General features: G+C 69.7%; 18 protein-coding genes, 1 tRNA gene and 1 pseudogene. 9 read left to right on the top strand and 11 right to left on the bottom strand.

The window, feature by feature from the left end; translation table 11 throughout:
- Nucleotides 1–108: 108 nt before the first annotated feature.
- The 3 genes and pseudogenes from ACWDRW_RS07215 to ACWDRW_RS07205 all read left to right on the top strand — a co-directional run.
- Nucleotides 109–615 carry a GNAT family N-acetyltransferase gene (locus tag ACWDRW_RS07215; RefSeq protein ID WP_451721214.1) on the top strand — a complete coding sequence of 169 codons (507 nt, stop codon included), beginning with the start codon at nt 109–111 and terminating at the stop codon, nt 613–615.
- Nucleotide 616: 1 nt separating this feature from the next.
- Nucleotides 617–979 (top strand): iron chaperone, encoded by a 363-nt coding sequence (locus ACWDRW_RS07210; protein ID WP_451721212.1) that lies wholly within the window; start codon nt 617–619, stop codon nt 977–979.
- 85 nt (nt 980–1,064) lie between these two features.
- Nucleotides 1,065–1,187 (top strand): annotated as a pseudogene (locus tag ACWDRW_RS07205) (DUF1801 domain-containing protein); the annotation flags it as partial.
- Here the strand turns inward: ACWDRW_RS07205 and ACWDRW_RS07200 are convergent.
- Nucleotides 1,184–2,080, bottom strand: a complete 897-nt coding sequence (locus ACWDRW_RS07200; RefSeq protein ID WP_451721210.1) for a ketopantoate reductase family protein — start codon at nt 2,078–2,080, stop codon at nt 1,184–1,186. The pseudogene ACWDRW_RS07205 and the gene ACWDRW_RS07200 sit on opposite strands and share 4 nt — an antisense overlap.
- Nucleotides 2,081–2,200: 120 nt before the next feature.
- Between ACWDRW_RS07200 and ACWDRW_RS07195 the strand changes: the two genes are divergently transcribed.
- Complete coding sequence (locus tag ACWDRW_RS07195; protein ID WP_451721208.1) at nt 2,201–2,431, top strand: DUF2277 domain-containing protein; 231 nt, start codon at nt 2,201–2,203, stop codon at nt 2,429–2,431.
- 45 nt (nt 2,432–2,476) lie between these two features.
- On the opposite strand, the gene ACWDRW_RS07190 is transcribed toward ACWDRW_RS07195, so the two are convergent.
- A tRNA-Val gene (locus tag ACWDRW_RS07190) sits at nt 2,477–2,548 on the bottom strand.
- Nucleotides 2,549–2,710: 162 nt separating this feature from the next.
- Between ACWDRW_RS07190 and ACWDRW_RS07185 the strand changes: the two genes are divergently transcribed.
- The 3 genes from ACWDRW_RS07185 to ACWDRW_RS07175 all read left to right on the top strand — a co-directional run bounded on the left by ACWDRW_RS07185 (nt 2,711) and on the right by ACWDRW_RS07175 (nt 5,148).
- Nucleotides 2,711–3,478: a DUF4097 family beta strand repeat-containing protein gene (locus ACWDRW_RS07185; RefSeq protein ID WP_451721206.1), complete on the top strand. Its 768-nt coding sequence runs from the start codon at nt 2,711–2,713 to the stop codon at nt 3,476–3,478.
- 77 nt (nt 3,479–3,555) lie between these two features.
- Nucleotides 3,556–4,932, top strand: coding sequence for a hypothetical protein (locus tag ACWDRW_RS07180; protein ID WP_451721204.1), 1,377 nt, complete (start codon nt 3,556–3,558; stop codon nt 4,930–4,932).
- A 9-nt stretch (nt 4,933–4,941) separates the two neighbouring features.
- Nucleotides 4,942–5,148, top strand: coding sequence for an FmdB family zinc ribbon protein (locus ACWDRW_RS07175; RefSeq protein WP_451721202.1), 207 nt, complete (start codon nt 4,942–4,944; stop codon nt 5,146–5,148).
- A 49-nt stretch (nt 5,149–5,197) separates the two neighbouring features.
- On the opposite strand, the gene ACWDRW_RS07170 is transcribed toward ACWDRW_RS07175, so the two are convergent.
- The 3 genes from ACWDRW_RS07170 to ACWDRW_RS07160 form a co-directional block, all read right to left on the bottom strand.
- Nucleotides 5,198–6,010 (bottom strand): HAD family hydrolase, encoded by an 813-nt coding sequence (locus ACWDRW_RS07170; protein WP_451721200.1) that lies wholly within the window; start codon nt 6,008–6,010, stop codon nt 5,198–5,200.
- A complete protein-coding gene (locus ACWDRW_RS07165) occupies nt 6,010–8,493 on the bottom strand; it encodes a phosphoribosyltransferase (protein ID WP_451721198.1) in 2,484 nt (827 codons plus the stop codon). The genes ACWDRW_RS07170 and ACWDRW_RS07165 overlap by 1 nt, the downstream gene beginning before the upstream one ends.
- A 61-nt stretch (nt 8,494–8,554) precedes the next feature.
- Nucleotides 8,555–9,721 (bottom strand): HpcH/HpaI aldolase/citrate lyase family protein, encoded by a 1,167-nt coding sequence (locus tag ACWDRW_RS07160; protein WP_451721196.1) that lies wholly within the window; start codon nt 9,719–9,721, stop codon nt 8,555–8,557.
- 185 nt (nt 9,722–9,906) lie between these two features.
- On the opposite strand from ACWDRW_RS07160, the gene ACWDRW_RS07155 reads away from it, so the two are divergent.
- A complete protein-coding gene (locus ACWDRW_RS07155; RefSeq protein ID WP_451721194.1) occupies nt 9,907–10,722 on the top strand; it encodes a TerD family protein in 816 nt (271 codons plus the stop codon).
- A 37-nt stretch (nt 10,723–10,759) separates the two neighbouring features.
- On the opposite strand, the gene ACWDRW_RS07150 is transcribed toward ACWDRW_RS07155, so the two are convergent.
- The 6 genes from ACWDRW_RS07150 to ACWDRW_RS07125 form a co-directional block, all read right to left on the bottom strand.
- The gene (locus ACWDRW_RS07150) at nt 10,760–11,500 is read right to left on the bottom strand and encodes a TerD family protein (RefSeq protein ID WP_451721192.1); all 741 of its coding nucleotides are present in this window, start codon (nt 11,498–11,500) and stop codon (nt 10,760–10,762) included.
- A gap of 91 nt (nt 11,501–11,591) precedes the next feature.
- Nucleotides 11,592–12,734, bottom strand: a complete 1,143-nt coding sequence (locus ACWDRW_RS07145; protein WP_451721190.1) for a DUF475 domain-containing protein — start codon at nt 12,732–12,734, stop codon at nt 11,592–11,594.
- A 125-nt stretch (nt 12,735–12,859) separates the two neighbouring features.
- Nucleotides 12,860–13,435 (bottom strand): TerD family protein, encoded by a 576-nt coding sequence (locus ACWDRW_RS07140; RefSeq protein WP_451721188.1) that lies wholly within the window; start codon nt 13,433–13,435, stop codon nt 12,860–12,862.
- Between the two features lie 107 nt (nt 13,436–13,542).
- Nucleotides 13,543–14,118: a calcium homeostasis/redox stress adaptation protein gene (locus ACWDRW_RS07135; RefSeq protein WP_315885426.1), complete on the bottom strand. Its 576-nt coding sequence runs from the start codon at nt 14,116–14,118 to the stop codon at nt 13,543–13,545.
- 113 nt (nt 14,119–14,231) lie between these two features.
- Nucleotides 14,232–14,690: a peroxiredoxin gene (locus ACWDRW_RS07130; protein WP_451721186.1), complete on the bottom strand. Its 459-nt coding sequence runs from the start codon at nt 14,688–14,690 to the stop codon at nt 14,232–14,234.
- Between the two features lie 121 nt (nt 14,691–14,811).
- Entirely contained in the window at nt 14,812–15,252 is a 441-nt protein-coding gene (locus ACWDRW_RS07125; RefSeq protein WP_451721184.1) for a DUF3052 domain-containing protein, read from the bottom strand.
- A 349-nt stretch (nt 15,253–15,601) separates the two neighbouring features.
- Here ACWDRW_RS07125 and aceE point away from each other — a divergent pair, with 349 nt between their 5' ends.
- The gene (gene aceE / locus ACWDRW_RS07120) at nt 15,602–18,349 is read left to right on the top strand and encodes a pyruvate dehydrogenase (acetyl-transferring), homodimeric type (RefSeq protein WP_451721182.1); all 2,748 of its coding nucleotides are present in this window, start codon (nt 15,602–15,604) and stop codon (nt 18,347–18,349) included.
- Nucleotides 18,350–18,384 lie beyond the last annotated feature (35 nt).

Below are 18,384 nucleotides of genomic sequence, written 5' to 3'. Positions count from 1 at the left end.
GAGTGGCGAGTCGCTTCCCGGGACCGGGCCGGGGTTCATTCGAACGAGTGTCTCGAACACCCGACCGACCGCTTCGGATGTCCGGAGTGCGCCGCCCACAATGGACCCATGACCCATGACTGGACTGCCCGCCCCGAGACCGGTGCCGACATCGACGCCGTCCGTGAGATCGTCCTCTCCGCGTTCGACACCCCGCTGGAGGCCGACCTCGTGGACGCCCTGCGGACCGACGAGGCCTGGATCGACGGCCTCTCCTACGTCACCCCCGACTCCACCGGCGAACCGGTCGGCTACGCCCTCCTGACCCGCTGCCACATCGACGACGTGCCGGCCCTCTGTCTGGCCCCCGTGGCCGTACGCGCCGACCACCAGCGCACCGGCGCCGGCTCGGCCGCGATCCGGGCGGCGCTGACGGCGGCGAAGGACCGCGGCGAACGCTTCGTCACGGTCCTCGGCCACCCCCACTACTACCCCCGCTTCGGCTTCGACCGCGCCTCGGCCCACGGCATCGGCGTCACCTTCGAGGTTCCCGACGAGGCCCTGATGGCCCTCGCCCTGAGGACGGACCCGCTGCCCAGTGGCACGATCCGCTACGCCAAGCCCTTCGGGATCTGACATGCGCAGCGCGGCGACGGACGTCGACGCCTACCTCTCCGAACTGCCGGAGGACCGCAGACCCGCGCTGACCCGCCTGCGCGACCTGTGCCGCGCCGAACTCCCCGGCCACGACGAGGTGATGGCGTACGGCATGCCCGTGTACACCCGCGAGGACGCACCCGAGATCGCCTTCGCCGCGCAGAAGCAGTACATCGCCTTCTACCTCATGCGCGGCGACGTCCGAGAGGCGTTCGAGGACCGCCTGGCGGGCCAGGACATGGGCAAGGGCTGTCTGCGCTTCCGCAAGCCGGAGAAGGTCGACTACGACCTCGTACGCGACCTGCTGCGGGCGACGGCGACGGGCCCGGTGAGGGAGGACTAGAACCCGGCCGCCTGCAGCTCCCCCACGAGCCGCGCGGCCACGGGCACCGGCACCCCATGCTCGCCGGCCGCCCGCAGCAGAGCCCCGCCTGGCGGGCCAGGACATGGGCAAGGGCTGTCTGCGCTTCCGCAAGCCGGAGAAGGTCGACTACGACCTCGTACGCGACCTGCTGCGGGCGACGGCGACGGGCCCGGTGAGGGAGGACTAGAACCCGGCCGCCTGCAGCTCCCCCACGAGCCGCGCGGCCACGGGCACCGGCACCCCATGCTCATCGGCCGCCCGCAGCAGAGCCCCGCCGATGGCGTCGAGCTCGATGGCCCGCCCCGATTCCGCGTCCCGCTGCATGGAGGACTTGGTGGCGGGCGGAAAGGCGTCGTACCGGGCGAGGGCCTGCGCCGGATCGGCCGGCCCCCCACAGGCGCGGCTGACGGCGGCGGCCTCCTCGACGAGGGCGGTCAGCTCGTCCCGGTACCGCTCACGCACGTCCCCCAGGGGCAGCCCGTACCGGGTCGTGAGCAGCGCGAAGGGCGCGAGGAACGACATCTTGGCCCAGAGCACACCGCTCTCGCCCGCGAGCACACGCGTGGTCGGACCAGCGGCGCCGATCGCCGCCGCGAGGTCATCGAGCCGCTCCCGGGCCACGGCGTCGCCGGTCAGATCGACCTCGGCGAAGGGACTGGCGTGCTCGATGACACCGGGGGCCACGCGCGTGGACTCGACGCGAATGACGGCAGACGCGACGAGGTCGTCCCGATGGTGAGCCCGCAGCACATCGGGATGCTCGACACCGTTGAGAAACGGTACGAGGAGGGCGTCGCCCAGCGCCTTGGCGGGGATCCGCTCCAGGGCGGCGTCGAGCGAGGTGTGCTTGACCGCGACCAGGCAGGCGTCGACCCGCTCCCGCAACTCGGTGTCGGCCTCGACGGAGGCGTGGAAGTCGCCGAACAGCGAGCTGCGCACCTGAATCCCGGAGGTCCGCAGGGCGGCGACGGTCTCGTCCCCGGCGAGGCAGACGACCCGATGCCCGGAGCGCGAGAGCAGGGCCCCGAGCAGCCCGCCGATGCCCCCGGGCCCGAGTATCGCGAAGGTGAGGTGAGTCATGTGTCCGTATCCCTTCATCGGTCGGCCCCGAGACGTGTTCGGTGGCCGCCTCCGGCGATCATGACAGACCCCGGGAACGCGCGGGGGCGGATTGTCAGTGCCGGGAGTCAGACTGGACACATGTGCCGCAGCATCAAGACCCTCCGCCCCCCGGCGTTGCCCGAGGAGGCCACGGAGGAAGAGATCAGGGCCGCAGCCCTCCAGTTCGTCCGCAAGGTCTCCGGCTTCCGGGCCCCGGCGGCCCACAACCGCGAGGTCTTCGACCAGGCGGTGACCGCGATCGCGGAGGCCACGACAGAACTCCTGTCCGGCTTGGAGGTCCGAGGCCACCCGACGCGCAAGGCCGTATGACGCAGAAGGTCCCGGCCCATACGGCCGGGACCTCCACCACACCGGTGGGCGCGGACGGTTTCGAACCGCCGACATCCTGCTTGTAAGGCAGGCGCTCTACCCCTGAGCTACGCACCCGAGACGAGTCGACAGCCTACCTTGCCCACGGCACTGCCCTGCAAACCCGGGGGTTAACCCCACCCGGAATCCGGGAGCGGCCCGGATCCCCAGCCGGGCCCCGGGCCCATACGGTCGAAGAGGCTCGTGGGAGCTGGTCGGCCTGGTGGGGGGAGATGTGTCGTGTTCCGTTCGCGTGCTCGGGCGCTCGGGGTGAGCGGCGCTGTCGCGGTGCTTCTCGCGGGGGCCGTGGGTTGTGGGGCCTCCGCTTCTGATGACGAGGAGCCCGAGCGGCGCAGTTTCGGGGTCCCGGGGCGGACTCTCGTCGTGGATTCGGACGACTCCGCGCTGGAGATCGTGGCCTCCGAGGAGCAGCCGGAGGGGAAGGTGCGGGTCACCCGGTGGTTCCAGGGGTCCGTGGTGGCGGGGAGTGATCCCAGGGTGACCTGGGAGATGGAAGGGGACCGGCTCACCCTGCGGATGAAGTGCTCCGGGGTGATCGCCGACTGCTCCGCCAAGCATCGGATCGAGGTGCCGCGCGGGGTCGCCGTCGAGGTGCGGGAGGGGGACGGCAGTGTGCGGGCCCGGGGGTTCCGGGACGCGCTGAGCATTCGTACCGGGGATGGGTCTGTGCATGTCACCGACTCCAGTGGGCCGCTGGTCCTGCGCACCGGGGACGGATCCGTGCGGGCCGAGGTCGAGTCGCGGGAGGTGCGGACCGAGAGCGGGGACGGGTCCGTCACGCTCGAACTCGGTGTCGTGCCCGACCTCGTGGAGTCCCGCACCAGCGACGGCTCCGTCACCATCGAGGTCCCCGAGGCCACGTACCGGGTGACCACCGAGACCGGGGACGGCGGGGTGGACGTGGCCGTGCCTCGGGACGAGCGCAGCACGCATGTCGTGAACGCGCGGACCGGCGACGGGAAAGTCACCGTCCGAACCGCGAACTAACGGGCCCGTGTGTTCGTCCTTAACCGGTGGGAGAATGACAGCGCCGGGCAGGGCGGACCACAGCACGGGAGAGGGATGTGACGGCGACACCTTCGCAGTCGGACTCGCCGTTGGTGCCGCGCGCACCCCGTCAGGCACTGAAAGACACCCTCACCCTGGTCGGCCTGCCGTTGCTCGCCGCGCTCGTCCTGCCCGCCGCGTTCGCCGGCGGCGGCACCCGGCGCTGGTTCGGTGGCCGGGCCGACAGCCAGCGGGCGGAGGCCCAGGCCGCGAAGGACGCCGCCGCGGCCGCGTTCTACGAACTCGACACCGCCCAGCGGGATCTGCGGATCTCGATAGAGACCATCACGGCCGTCGACGACTCCCCCGACGCCCGGCGGGCCGTGAGCGGCTTCGAGGCCATCAGCCGGCGGATCGACGAGGTCAGTCACCAGTACATCCAGGCCGTCGACGCGCATGACCTCGACCGGGACGACCTGGAGGCCTCGGCGGCGGCACGCGCGCGCACGGAGCTGACCAAGGCCACCGACGAGCTGACGAACGTGAAGCGGGAGCTGGACCGTTTCGGCGACAGTCTGGGCCCGCTGCTGGGCAAGGCGGAGACCCAGCTGGCCCGCCTCGCGCCCGCCGTCGAGCGCGCCCGGCAAGGGCTGCTGGCCGCCTCCAACGCCCTGGACGCCGTACGGGGATCAGGGCTCAAGGCCGATGACCTCGCCGCCCGTCTCGCCGCCCTCGCCCCGGAGCTGACCAAGCTGAACCAGGGCGCCGGGCAGCACGGCGTGCCGCAGACGCTGGACCGGGCGGAGCGGGTCGCGCGAGGGGCCGAGGCGGTGCGCGTGGAGGCCGAGCGGCTGCCGGAGCGGGCCGCCGAGATCGATCACCGGCTGGTGTCGCTGCGGACCCGGGCCCAGGCCCTCACGACCCGTTCCGAGCAGGTCGAGCCGGTGCTGAGCGAGCTGCGCCGACGGTTCACGGCGGCCTGCTGGCAGGATCTGCAGGGGGTGCCGGACCACGCGGCGGAGAACGTCCGGCAGGCCGAGCTGAAGCTGACGGAGGCGCGGGCGGCCCGTGACGAGCAGCGCTGGCCGGACGCGACGGCGCTGTTGTCGACGGTCCGCGCGCTGCTGAACTCCACCGACGAGTCGGTGTCGGCCGCGGGTGACCGGCTGCGGCGGCTGAACGCCGTGCAGAAGGACCCCCAGGCGGAGATCGAGCGCACCCGGTTCGCCATCCGGGACGCGCAGCGGCTGGCGATGGCGGGGCGGAACACTCCGGATCCTCGGCACGCGCGGCCGCTGGACGACTCCGTGGGGCGGCTGGAGCGGGCGATCGGGACGCTGGAGGGACGGCATCCCGACTACTGGCACTTCCTGACGGAGCTGGAAGCGGTCCGGCAGACGGTGGCCGGGGTGGTTGCTCGGATCAGGGAGGAGCGGGGTGGCTCCGGCGGTTAACCTGTCGGCATGCCTCGCTATGACTATCGGTGCCGGACCTGCGGTGACACGTTCGAAGTCAGCCGTCCCATGGCTCAGTCCTCGGACCCCGCGAACTGCCCCGCGGGGCACGAGGACACGGTGAAGTTGTTGTCGACGGTGGCTGTGGGGGGTACGGCCAGTGCGCCCGCGCCTTCCGGTGGTGGCGGATGCTGCGGTGGGGGTTGCTGCGGCTGAGCGGCCGGCCGCGGGCGCGTGGGGGCCGGCCGCGCAGTTCCCCGCGCCCCTAGGCGGGAATCCGCGACGCCCTGAGAAACTCCCGCAGGATCCGCTCCCCCGCCAGCACCCCCCGCTCCGGCAGTGCCGCGATGGTCGGTGCCGTCCAGCCCGCGTCCGCCAGTTCCCCGTGCCCGGGGCGCCAGCCCTTGTCCGCCGCGAGGAGCAGGTCCGCGTCGAGGAGCGAGTCGCCGGCCGCAAGCGTCAGGTCGGCGCCCGTGCGCCGCGCGAGTTCGTACATCGCCGCGCTCTTCGTCAGCGGCTTCGGTACGGCGTAGATCTTGCGGCCCTGGAGCGAGACCGTCCAGCCCCGGTTCTCCGCCCAGACGGCGAGCTCCTTCACCCAGTCCTCGGGCAGCAGCTCCCGCTCCACGACGAGATAGGCGAAGAGGTCCTCGGCGACCCGGTGCTTGCGCACCCACATCGGGTCGGCCGTGGCCATCAGGTGCTCGCGGACCTCGTCGAGCGGTGCGCACTCGTCGGCGAGGCGGGCCGCGACCCGGGCCTGCCAGTCGGGGTCGGAGACGCCGTCCACCAGCAGGTGGCCGCCGTTGGCGCAGATCGCGTACTTCGGCGGCGGGCCGGGCAGGTTGATGCGCTGGTACTGCTTGCGCGTGCGGGTCGTGGTCGGCACGAACAGCGCCGCGTCACCGAGTTCCGCCAGCAACTGCGAGGCGGTCTCGGTCATGTACGACAGCGGTCTGCTCTCGTGCACCTCCACGCACAGCAGCCGGGGCGCCCGTGCGTCCGGCATGGTCAGCGCGAGGGCCGCCGAGGAGTAGATGAGGGTACGGTCCAGGTCGCTCGCCACCAGCACCGGCATCAGACGTTCACCGCCTTGCCGTCGGCGCCCGTCGCGCCCCGCGTGTACTTGGGGTGGATCAACCCCACGCAGGTGTACGGCAGTTCGGCGACCTCTTCCACCGGGACCCCTCTCTGTTCGGCGAGCAGGCGGACGTGGTCCAGGTCGGCCCCGGCCCCCGCTCGCGCCAGGATCTTCCACGGCACCCGGCGCAGCAGCACGCGGGTGGTCTCACCGACGCCGGGCTTGACGAGGTTCACGTCGTGGATGCCGTACTCCTCGCTGATGCGCTCGACCGCCGCCCAGCCCTCCCAGGTCGGCGTCCGATCGGCCGACAGCAGTTCCTTGGCCTGGACGTCCACCGCGTCGGCGACCTCGGGGAAGCGGGCGGCGACGGCGTCCAGGAAGGCCACCGAGACATCGGAGCCGGCGAGTTCGCGGTAGAACTTCGCGCCGTGGAAGTCGTTCGGGCCGACCAGGTCCGCGCGCAGGACGGTACGCGAAATGAGGCCGGACACCGTGGAGTTGAGGCACGCGGACGGGATCAGGTAGTCCTCGCGGGTGCCGTACGTCCGTACGCAGGAGCCCGGGTCGGCCAGTACCGCGATCTCCGGGTCGAAGCCGGTGACGCCCTCGGTGGCCTCGAACTCCTCGATGGCGGCGGCCAGTTCGCGGGTGATCGCGCCCTTGCCGGTCCAGCCGTCGACGAAGACGACGTCACGCGGGTCGTGGTGGGCGGCCAGCCAGCGCAGCGCGTTGGCGTCGATGCCGCGTCCGCGCACGATGGACACGGCGTAGTGCGGCAGGTCCAGCCCGTGCCGGTGCTGGGCCCAGCGGCGCATCAGGACGCCGACGGGGGTCCCCGCGCGGGCCAGCGAGACCAGCACCGGGCGCGGGGTGGGGGTCCCCCCGTGCTTTCGACGCAGGGGGAGTTCGGCGAGCACGACCTCGGTCACGGCACCGACGGCCTGCGCGAGGCGGGCCGCGGACTCCTCCAGGGCCGCCTGGAACAGCTCCTGGTACTGCTCGCTCGGCTGGTACTCCACCGGCAGCGACTCGGCGTAGTGCGCGCCACCGCTCTGGATGGCCTCCTCGCGCTCCTCGGTCGGCGCCTCCAGGGTGACGTCGGAGAGATCCTGGAGCAGCCAGCCGACGTCCTCCGCCGCGTACGAGGAGAAGGCGGGGCCACGGAGGGGCTCGGGCAGCATCGAGGACCTTTCGGGTACGTACGAGGGGACGACCGCGAGGACGACCCGCGAGGTGTGCGCGGTCAACTGCGCGAGCAGGCCGTCGGGAGCGTGCAGTTCGGGGGTGTCCGCGGTGGAGTCCACGATCACCACCACGGCGTCGAAGCCGGCGCCGGCCACGTTGTAGGCGTAGCGCTCGCCCGGGCCGTCGGCGGGGTCGTCGTGGGCGGGGAAGACGAGGCGGCTGCGGATCGCGTAGCCGGGGTCGTCCACCGCGAGGACGGGTGAGCGGGTGGTGGTCGAGTAGCGGACCTCGGTGTCGGTGATCTGTTCCAGCTCGCGGGCGAGGCGGAGGGGGGCGTACATCAGCTCCTCGAAGCCGAGGACGTGCACGCGGTGCGCGGTGTCGGGGAGTGCCTCGGCGAGCCTTGCGGCCATGGCGGGGAGGGCGTTCTCGAGGCGTATTCGGTGGGTGGGGGTGAAGCCGTGTCTTCCGCCGTCGGGGAGGCCCTGGGGCCAGTGGAGGTCCACTCGCTCGACTGCCAGGTGCGGGGCGGTGGGGGTTTCTCGCGCGGTTCCCCGCGCCCCCGGGTTGGAGGCCTCGAACCTCGCTACAAGGTCCTGGCCCTTTTGCAGTACGCCCTCCGGCAGGCTTACGGTCCCCGTCGCCGCCGCCACCAGGTCCACCTGCGCGCCGATCTCCCGCGCGAACTCCTCCAGGCGCCCGGCGTCCGCGGCCGAGCGCATGTCCACCAGCGCGACCACCACGTACCGGCGCCTCGGGTACCGCTCGTGCAGGTCACGGATCGTGTTCAGGACCGTGTTGCCCGTGGAGAACTCGTCGTCGACCAGGACCAGCGGGCCGTCGCCCGCCAGCAGGGCCGGGTTCTCGGGCAGCAGCAGGTGGGACGTGGCGTGGCTGTGGGACTCCTCGAAGCCGCCCGCCGGGGCGACCCCGGGGACCGGGCGGCGGGTGGAGTGGAGGTACGGGGCCGAGCCGATGCCGTCGGCCACCGAGTGGCCGAGGCCGGTCGCCGTCTCCGCGTAGCCCAGGACCACCGCGGCGGAGGCCTCCTCGGCGCCCAGCAGGTCCCGCACCCGGCGTCCGAGGGCGAAGCCATGGCCGTAGACCACGGTCGGTGACTGCGGGATGTGTTTGCCGAGCACATGGGATACGAGGAGATGCGCGCGCTTGGGGTTGCGGCGCAGCGCGAGTCCCAGGAGGCCTTGGAGCGTGTCGTCGCCCTGAAGCTCGACCCCGAGCCGCTCCGCGACCCAGGCGCCGGACCAGACCCCGTCGTTCACTGCCTTGTTCATGCGTCCCTTGGTTGTCAGGTGTCGGCCGAAGAATGCGGCGCCGGCCGGGGTTCTTCCGGTGTCAGCCGGGGATTCCGGCGGCGAGCAGCTCCACGAAGCCGACGTCCTCGTTGGCCACCCCGAAGACCTCGGCACGCAACAGGGTGCGCTCCGCCCAGGCGCGGTGCGGCTTCACCTCGTTCATCTTGTTCGTGTACGCCGACCGCAGCACGCCTCCGCCGCCGCGTTCGGGTCGCAGGATGTCCTGCGCGTCGCTGAACTCCTCGTGGCTGACCACGGACAGCGCGTGCACGGGCAGGACGTGGGAGGGGTGGATGCAGGTCTTGCCGGTGAGGCCGTTGGCCTGGTCGAGGGCGATCTCGCGGAGCAGACCGTCCATGGCGTGCTCGATGAGGGCCTCGCGCAGTTCCTCGGCCTGCCCCTCCAGGAAGGGGCTGCGGCGCAGCTGGGGCTTGAACATACGTTCCTGCACCCGGAAGTACTCCCACACCGGCCCGGTCACGGTGAAACCGGTGCCGTCGGCGCGGCCCAGCATGTTGACCACGTCGGCGATGACGGAGGCGACGATCTGCACGTCGTAGGCCGTCATGTCGGGAGCCCGGCGCAGACCGTAGGAGGAGCAGAAGTCGGTCACGCCGAGCCGCAGCGCCAGCACTCTCTCACGATACTTGTCCACTGCACGGAAGATCCCCTCGAGCGTCTCCACGCGGGACTCGCGGAAGAGCAGCTCGGGCGACTCCAGCACGGGCATGGCGAACAGCCGCCGCCCGCTCGCCGCCTCGGCGGCCGCCACCGCCTCCAGGAAGGGGATGCCGCGCTCCTCGGTGAACTTCGGCAGCACGAATCCGGACAGCAGCCGTACGGCGGGGCCGAGCCGGTGCACCAGGTCGGGGATCTGCTCGGGCGCGCGGACCCGGATGAACAGCAGCGGCAGGTCGGCGCCCGCGCGTCCGGCCAGGTCGGTGAACTGGCGGACGAGGTTCTCCTCGCCGGCCGCGACGTCCTCGTCGCCGATCGAGTCCTCCAGGCACAGCACCATCGACACCACGCCACGGGCGGACTGCTTGAGGACGTCGTCCGCGAGCTTGGGCCGGGTGGCGGGGCTGTACAGCGTGGCGCCCAGGGCGGCGGCGAGCAGCCTGGCCGGGGAGTCCGCGTCGAACTCGCACGGCTCCCGGTGGAAAAGGCGCTGCCGCACCTCAGGGGCAATGTGCCCGAAATGACGCATAGATCTCCCCCGTGGTGGCTGAGCGGCCCCTGTGATCCGTTCACAGGTGGCCGGTAATAGTACGTAGATAGCGATGTCAGGGGTTCCCGTAGGGCATGAATTTCTGGTAACGCGGGTGCGGACACCGTCATGTGATCATGTACCCCGCGTTGTCGTGATCACTACCGAGAGGGCAGGATGACCGCATGACGCACGCGATGCTGAAGGGGTCGAACGTCCCGCTCGAAGCCACGACCGTACGTGCCGTGCTCCGCTGGACGCCCGGGCAGGGGGTCCCGGATGTCGATGCCTCGGCGCTGCTCCTCGGCCCCGACGGTCGAGTGCGATCCGACGAGGACTTCGTTTTCTACAACCAGCCCCGTCACCCCGCCGGGAAGGTCTGGCGGCTCGGCAAGAAGCGAGTCGCCGAAGGCCTCACCGACACGATCCAGACAGATCTCGCCGGTGTCGAGCCCGACGTCAGCCAGATTTATCTGGTCGCTTCGGCGGACGGCGCCACGTTCGACCGCGTACGGTCCCTGCGCATCCTGCTGTACGACGCCTCGGTCGCCGACGGCGAACCGCTGCTGCACTTCGACATCAAGCCGGAGACGGGCAAGGAGACGGCCCTGATCTGCGGCGAGCTGTACCGCCGCGGCGAGGGCTGGAAGTTCCGCGCGCTGGGCGAGGGCTACTCCAACGGGCTGAAGGGCCTGGCGACGGACTTCGGCATCTCGGTGGACGAGTCGGAGGCCCAGGCCCCCCAGGAACCGGCGGAGGAGCCCAAGTCCCAGCCGCTCCCCCCGGAGCAGCCGACGACCGCGGTCCCGCCCCAGCCGGCGTACGGCTACCCGCAGGCCCCGCAGGCGCCGCCCCCGACCCAGCCGGCCTACGGCTACCCCCAGCCCACCAGCCGGCCCGCCCAGGGCGGCTACGGCTACCCGCCCCAGGTCACCCCGGTCCCGGCGCCGACAGGAGATTTCCGCCTGCCGCCGCAGGGCCCACAGTTCATCGGCCGGTGAGGAAGACCCCCGCGGGGGCGCGGGAGCTCCCGGGCGACTACTTCTCCGCCTTCGCCTTGTAACCGCGCCCCCACTGCAGTCCCCACCCGTACAACCGGTCGAGTTCGGCCTGAAACCCGTACACGAACTTGACCTCGCGCCGAACGAGAAGCTCGCCCTTCACGTTCTCGATCATCACCACCGCGCACGACCGAGCCATCGGATGCCGCTCGTCCAGCCCGATCTCGATCCGCGGCCCATTGCTCGGATAGAGCGTCACCGTCGCCTGCGTACGATCGAACGCCGGCGTCTGGTCGTAGATGTACACGAACACCAGCAGCCGCCTGATCTTCTCGCGCTGGTCGAGGTTGACGTAGATCGTCTCGCCGGACGCCGACCCGAACCGGTCGTCCCCGCTGAGTTTCACGTACGGCGGCGCGTTCACATCCCCCAGCAGTCCGCCGAGCGGCTGGACGACCCCCTTCGTGCCGTCGGCCAGCTCGTACAGGCACCCGAGGTCCAGGTCGACGTTGACCATGCTCTGGCTGTGCCCGACGACCTCCGGCGGCTTCAGCGCCTTGAACGGATGCCGCAGCAGGCTCTCCCGCTGCGGACCGCCTATGTCGGAGCTGCGCATCCGCCAGTTCAGGTTGATCCGCAGATGCCCGGTGGCCGCGTCCTGCTTGGTGAGGGAGACCTGCCCGTGCCGCTTGGTCAGCTCGATCGCGTTGCTCGACGCGCTGCCCGAGTCGAACTGGTCGGCGCGTCCACGCCAAAGCAGCCCGTCCAACAACCCCATTCCCGCCCCCACAACACACACTTGGATAAGCCGACGGGGCGGCCGGAGACCCGGCCGCCCCGAACAGAAGCGTTCCTCACCCGAAGGGCTGTCACACCCCGGACGAGACCTCAGTCTTGTCCGAGGTCTCCGCTTTTCCCTCAGCGGCCGCGAGGGCGCGGTTGCGGCGCACCGAGGAGAGGAAGGACCAGCCGATCAGGATGACGCCGATGGAGCCGGTGATGAGCTCGCTGATCTGGTACTGGATGGTGATCAGCAGGATCGCGGCGAGGGCGCCGATGGCGTAGTGGGCGCCGTGCTCAAGGTAGACGTAGTCGTCGAGGGTGCCCTGGCGGACCAGGTAGACCGTGAGCGAACGGACGTACATCGCGCCGATGCCCAGACCCAGCGCCATCAGCACGATGTCGTTGGTGATGGCGAAGGCGCCGATGACGCCGTCGAAAGAGAAGGACGCGTCCAGGACCTCGAGGTAGAGGAACATGAAGAAGGCGGCCTTGCCCGCGAGCTGGATCGCCGAGCGGGGCTTGCCCTCGCGCTCCGCCGCTTCCTCGGCCTCGTGCTCGCGCTCCTCCTCTTCCTCGAGCTTGTCCTCGAAGTAGCCGGAGAGTCCGCCGACGACCATGTAGGTGATCAGACCGCCGATGCCGGAGAGCAGAACCGTCTCTGCCTTGTCCGCGGTGCCCGCGTGCAGATGGGCGTGGGTCGCGAAGGTCATCGAGGTGACCAGCAGCACGATCAGCGCGATACAGACCGACAGCATGTCGACCTTGCCGAGCTTGGCCAGCGGGCGCTCGATCCAGCCGAGCCACTTGATGTCCCGGTCCTCGAAGATGAAGTCGAGGAAGATCATCAGCAGGAACATGCCACCGAAGGCGGCGATCGCCGGGTGGGCGTCGGTGACGAGCTGCTCGTAACGGTCCTTGTCCGTCAGAGCCAGGTCGACGGCCTCGATCGGGCCCATGGAGGCGCTGATCGCGACGATGACGACGGGGAAGACCAGTCGCATACCGAAGACGGCGATCAGGATGCCGATGGTGAGGAAGATCTTCTGCCAGAAGGCATTCATCTTCTTCAGGATCCCGGCGTTGACCACCGCGTTGTCGAAGGACAGCGAGATCTCGAGCACGGAGAGGATCGCCACGATGCCGAAGGCGGTCCACCCCCCGAAGAGGACCGCTGCGACGAGGCCGAGCGCGGTGACCGCGAACGACCAGCCGAAGGTTTTCAGAACCACTGGCTACCCAATCCTGTATGTACGGGTCTCCCCCGCGCCGTACTCGGCTTTACGAACTTTTGAAGCCGAAGTCTAGTCGGGCCCTCCGCGCCGCCCAGCGGGCCCCGACTTTTGCTCATAACGAACTAGGAAACATTGACCCCGAAGTCCAGGGCGATCCCACGCAGACCGGACGCGTACCCCTGTCCCACCGCGCGGAACTTCCACTCGCCCTGGTAGCGGTAGACCTCGCCGAAGATCATCGCCGTCTCGGTGGAGGCGTCCTCGCTGAGGTCGTAACGGGCGAGTTCCTGGCCGTCGGCCTGGTTGACCACCCGGATGAAGGCGTTGCTGACCTGTCCGAAGGTCTGGCCGCGCTCGTCGGCCATATGGATCGAGACGGGGAAGACGATCTTGTCGCACTGGGTGGGCACCTTGGAGAGGTCGATCAGCAGCGACTCGTCGTCGCCGTCGCCCTCGCCGGTGAGGTTGTCGCCGGTGTGCTCCACGGAGCCGTCCGGGCTCTTGAGCTGGTTGTAGAAAACGAACCACTCGTCCCCCATCACCCGTCCGCCGTTGCACATCAGCGCGCTGGCGTCGAGGTCGAAGGGGGCGCCGGTGGTGGAGCGCGCGTCCCAGCCGAGCCCGATCATCACCTGGGTGAGGTTCGGTGCGGCCTTGGACAGGGAGACATTGCCCCCCTTGGCGAGCGTGACGCCCATGATGCTGATCCTCCCCAGGTCAGGCTTCTTTGGTTGTTTCCCTGCGCCACCGGCGCCGCACGCAAACCGTGCGGCGCCGGGTGGTTGGAGCGCGGGTCGTTACAGGCTCAGACGTTCACGCCGAAGTCCTGCGCGATACCGCGCAGGCCCGAGGCGTAGCCCTGGCCGATGGCGCGGAACTTCCACTCCGCGCCGTGGCGGTAGAGCTCACCGAAGACCATCGCGGTCTCGGTGGAGGCGTCCTCGCTGAGGTCGTAACGGGCGATCTCGGTGCCGCCGGCCTGGTTCACCACGCGGATGAAGGCGTTGCGGACCTGGCCGAAGGACTGCTGACGGTTCTCGGCGTCGTAGATCGACACCGGGAAGACGATCTTCTCCACGTCGGCGGGCACGCCGGCGAGGTTGACCTTGATCTGCTCGTCGTCGCCCTCGCCCTCACCGGTGAGGTTGTCACCCGTGTGCTCGACGGAGCCGTCCGGGCTCTTGAGGTTGTTGAAGAAGATGAAGTGCGCGTCGCTGGCAACCTTGCCGGAGTTGTTCAGCAGCAGCGCGCTCGCGTCCAGGTCGAAGTCCGTGCCGGTCGTGGTCCGGATGTCCCATCCGAGACCGATGATGACCGCGGTCAGACCAGGCGCCTCCTTGCTGAGAGATACGTTGCCGCCCTTGCTGAGGCTGACTCCCACGAGTCCTCCATTGATGTCCAGGGGCGGGGAGCCCCGCCATGCGTTTGGTACCGGATCAACGAGTCGATCCTAGTGAGGGGTTCCCGTGACCCGTAGGCCTTGGCACCCATCAATCACAGGGTGTCGAGCGCCTTGACGTACTCGTTCAGGTCACGGGCGTCCGGCAGGCCGTTGACGACCGTCCAGCGGACGACGCCCTCCTTGTCGATGACGAAGGTGCCGCGCACCGCGCAGCCCTTGTCCTCGTCGAAGACGCCGTAGTCGCGCGAGACGTTGCCGTGCGGCCAGAAGTCGCTGAGCAGCGGGTACTCCAGGCCCTCCTGCTCGGCGAAGACGCGCAGGGTGTGGATGGAGTCGTTGGAGACGGCGAGCAGCTGGGTGTCGCGGTCCGCGAACTTCGGCAGGTTGTCGCGCAGCTCGCACAGTTCGCCGGTGCAGACTCCGGTGAAGGCGAACGGGTAGAAGAGCAGCACCACGTTCTTCTGACCGCGGAAGTCGGACAGCCGCACGGCACGGCCGTGGTTGTCCTTGAGCTCGAAGTCGGGGGCCTTTTCGCCGACCTGGATGGCCATTACCGGCTTGTCCCTTCGGTGGGGCTGTTCGGGTGGTCGGGGACCACCCTACGCAGCGATCACGAAGGGCCCACGGACGGGCCGACCGAAGTCGGCCCGTCCGGTGTGTCCGAAAAGGGGATCACTTCTTGGGCGACTTGGCCGCCTTCGGCGTGGCGAGTCGGCTGCCGCTCCAGTCCTTGCCGGCGCTGACACTCTTGGCCGCGGTGAGTCCGGCGGTCCTGGCGGCGTCGGAGATGTCGCTGGGCTCGACGTAGCCGTCACGGCCGGTCTTCGGCGTCAGCAGCAGGATCGAGCCGCCCTCCTCGATGAACGAGATGGCGTCCACCAGGGCGTCTGTCAGGTCGCCGTCCTCGTCGCGGAACCACAGCACCACGGCATCGGCGACGTCGTCGTAGTCCTCGTCCACGAGATCGCTGCCGATGGCTTCCTCAATGGCCTCGCGGAGTTCCTGGTCTACGTCCTCGTCGTAGCCGATCTCCTGGACCACCTGCTCGGGCCGGAATCCCAGCCTCTCGGCAAGGCTGGTCCGCTCCTCCGCGTGGTCCGCGGTCGCGCTCACGGGTTGCCTCCTGATCATGTCTTCGGGAATAACTCAGCCACGCGCGTGCGCGAAGCATTGGCCGTAGTCCACACGGGCGGGGCGGATCGCGCAAGTACCCGGCCGTCCAGACCGCCGAAACGGTGACGTTCCGGGCCGTGTCCACGCAACTCCCGTCATGGCGTCACACCCCAAGGTGACACACGCCACACCGTTCTGCCCTCTTTGCGCTTTTGGGAACCCTCGACGAGGACCAGGCTTGGATTACCTCACGGTAGAGATGACGTTTGCCGTCCCGAGGTACACGATGGGGAACTGGCGCACACTCGAATATCAGCCCATATCAGCCCTCTGACAGGTAAGGACCAGCGTGGCTTCCGGATCCGATCGCAACCCGATCATCATTGGCGGCCTTCCGAGTCAGGTTCCTGACTTCGATCCCGAGGAAACCCAGGAGTGGCTCGACTCCCTCGACGCCGCTGTGGACGAGCGCGGCCGCGAGCGGGCCCGCTACCTGATGCTGCGGCTGATCGAGCGGGCCCGCGAGAAGCGCGTGGCCGTGCCCGAGATGCGCAGCACGGACTACGTCAACACGATCGCGACCAAGGACGAGCCGTTCTTCCCCGGCAACGAGGAGATCGAGCGCAAGATCCTCAACGCGACCCGCTGGAACGCCGCGGTCATGGTGTCCCGGGCCCAGCGTCCGGGCATCGGCGTGGGCGGCCACATCGCCACCTTCGCCTCCTCCGCCTCCCTGTACGACGTGGGCTTCAACCACTTCTTCCGGGGCAAGGACGAGGGCGACGGCGGCGACCAGGTCTTCTTCCAGGGCCACGCCTCGCCGGGCATCTACGCCCGCGCCTTCCTGCTGGACCGACTCAGCGAGCAGAACCTGGACGCGTTCCGCCAGGAGAAGTCCAAGGCCCCGTACGGCCTGTCGAGCTACCCCCACCCGCGGCTGATGCCGGACTTCTGGGAGTTCCCGACCGTCTCGATGGGCCTCGGCCCGATCGGCGCGATCTACCAGGCGCGGATGAACCGATACATGGAGGCGCGCGGGATCGCGGACACCTCCAAGTCGCATGTGTGGGCGTTCCTCGGGGACGGCGAGATGGACGAGCCGGAGTCGCTCGGCCAGCTGTCCATCGCCGCCCGTGAGGGCCTGGACAACCTCACCTTCGTCGTCAACTGCAACCTCCAGCGGCTCGACGGACCGGTGCGCGGCAATGGCAAGATCATCCAGGAGCTGGAGTCGATCTTCCGGGGCGCCGGCTGGAACGTGATCAAGCTGGTCTGGGACCGCACCTGGGACCCGCTGCTGGCCCAGGACCGGGACGGTCTGCTGGTCAACCGGATGAACACCACCCCGGACGGCCAGTTCCAGACGTACGCCACCGAGACCGGCGCGTACATCCGCGACCACTTCTTCGGCGACGACCACCGGCTGCGCGCGATGGTCGAGAACATGACCGACGACCAGATCCTGCACCTGGGACGTGGCGGTCACGACCACAAGAAGATCTTCGCGGCCTTCTCGGCGGCCAAGGCCCACAAGGGCCAGCCGACCGTGATCCTGGCCAAGACGATCAAGGGCTGGACGCTGGGCCCGAACTTCGAGGGCCGCAACGCCACGCACCAGATGAAGAAGCTGACGGTCGACGACCTCAAGCGCTTCCGGGACCGCCTCCACCTGCCGATCTCCGACAAGGAGCTGGAGTCCGGCGCGCCGCCGTACTACCACCCCGGGCGGGACACCGAGGAGATCCAGTACATGCACGACCGCCGGCAGGCGCTCGGGGGTTACGTCCCGACCCGTGTCATGCGCGCCAAGCCGCTCCCGCTGCCCGAGGACAAGACGTACGCGACCGTGAAGAAGGGGTCGGGCCAGCAGTCGATCGCGACGACCATGGCCTTTGTGCGGTTGCTGAAGGACCTCATGCGGGACAAGGAGATCGGCAAGCGGTTCGTGCTGATCGCGCCCGACGAGTACCGCACCTTCGGCATGGACTCCTTCTTCCCGAGCGCGAAGATCTACAACCCGCTCGGGCAGCAGTACGAGTCGGTGGACCGCGAGCTGCTGCTCGCCTACAAGGAGGCGCCGAACGGGCAGATGCTGCACGACGGCATCTCCGAGGCGGGCTGCACGGCTTCGCTGATCGCGGCGGGTTCCGCCTACGCCACGCACGGCGAACCGCTGATCCCGGTCTACGTCTTCTACTCGATGTTCGGTTTCCAGCGGACCGGCGACCAGTTCTGGCAGATGGCCGACCAGCTCTCGCGCGGTTTCGTGCTCGGCGCGACCGCCGGCCGCACCACCCTGACCGGTGAGGGCCTGCAGCACGCGGACGGCCACTCGCAGCTGCTGGCGTCGACGAACCCGGGCTGTGTGGCGTACGACCCGGCCTTCGGCTTCGAGATCGCGCACATCGTCCAGGACGGTCTGCGGCGGATGTACGGCCCGACGGCGGACGGCAAGCCCGGTGAGGACGTCTTCTACTACCTCACCGTCTACAACGAGCCGATCCAGCACCCCGCCGAGCCGGAGAACGTGGACGTCGAGGGCATCCTCAAGGGCGTGTACCGCTTCAGCGAGGGCACCGCGGGCTCCATCCCGGCGCAGATCATCGCCTCGGGTGTGGCGGTGCCCTGGGCGGTCGAGGCACAGAAAATCCTCGCCGAGGAGTGGAACGTGAAGGCCGACATCTGGTCGGCGACCTCCTTCAACGAGCTGCGCCGCGAGGCCGTGGCGTGCGAGGAGCACAACCTGCTGCACCCGGAGGAGGAGCAGCGGGTGCCGTGGGTGACACGGAAGCTCAGCGGCGCCGAGGGGCCGTTCGTGGCTGTGTCGGACTGGATGCGGTCGGTTCCGGACCAGATCGCGCGCTGGGTGCCGGGGACGTACCAGTCGCTGGGCGCGGACGGCTTCGGCTTCGCCGACACCCGGGGCGCCGCGCGCCGGTACTTCCACATCGACGCGCAGTCGATCGTGGTGGCCGTGCTCACGGAGCTGGCGAAGGAGGGCAAGGTGGACCGTTCGGCGCTGAAGCAGGCGATCGACCGGTACCAGCTGCTCGACGTCTCGGCGGCCGATCCGGGCGCTGCCGGGGGCGACGCGTAGAGCTCCGCTCGACGACGGATGGAGGGCCGAGGGGC

This window comes from Streptomyces sp. NPDC003635 (assembly GCF_053587635.1).
The sequence above is the reverse complement of the archived record's forward strand: the minus strand, read 5'-3'. Positions and strand labels throughout refer to the sequence as shown.

Bases quoted from the DNA above. Each gene is read 5' to 3' on its own strand.
- ACWDRW_RS07215 (WP_451721214.1), top strand. From the start codon at position 109: ATGACCCATGACTGGACTGCCCGCCCCGAGACCGGTGCCGACATCGAC.
- ACWDRW_RS07210 (WP_451721212.1), top strand. From the start codon at position 617: ATGCGCAGCGCGGCGACGGACGTCGACGCCTACCTCTCCGAACTGCCG.
- ACWDRW_RS07200 (WP_451721210.1), bottom strand. From the start codon at position 2,080: ATGACTCACCTCACCTTCGCGATACTCGGGCCCGGGGGCATCGGCGGG.
- ACWDRW_RS07195 (WP_451721208.1), top strand. From the start codon at position 2,201: ATGTGCCGCAGCATCAAGACCCTCCGCCCCCCGGCGTTGCCCGAGGAG.
- ACWDRW_RS07175 (WP_451721202.1), top strand. From the start codon at position 4,942: ATGCCTCGCTATGACTATCGGTGCCGGACCTGCGGTGACACGTTCGAA.
- ACWDRW_RS07170 (WP_451721200.1), bottom strand. From the start codon at position 6,010: ATGCCGGTGCTGGTGGCGAGCGACCTGGACCGTACCCTCATCTACTCC.
- ACWDRW_RS07165 (WP_451721198.1), bottom strand. From the start codon at position 8,493: ATGAACAAGGCAGTGAACGACGGGGTCTGGTCCGGCGCCTGGGTCGCG.
- ACWDRW_RS07160 (WP_451721196.1), bottom strand. From the start codon at position 9,721: ATGCGTCATTTCGGGCACATTGCCCCTGAGGTGCGGCAGCGCCTTTTC.
- ACWDRW_RS07155 (WP_451721194.1), top strand. From the start codon at position 9,907: ATGACGCACGCGATGCTGAAGGGGTCGAACGTCCCGCTCGAAGCCACG.
- ACWDRW_RS07150 (WP_451721192.1), bottom strand. From the start codon at position 11,500: ATGGGGTTGTTGGACGGGCTGCTTTGGCGTGGACGCGCCGACCAGTTC.
- ACWDRW_RS07140 (WP_451721188.1), bottom strand. From the start codon at position 13,435: ATGGGCGTCACGCTCGCCAAGGGGGGCAATGTCTCCCTGTCCAAGGCC.
- ACWDRW_RS07130 (WP_451721186.1), bottom strand. From the start codon at position 14,690: ATGGCCATCCAGGTCGGCGAAAAGGCCCCCGACTTCGAGCTCAAGGAC.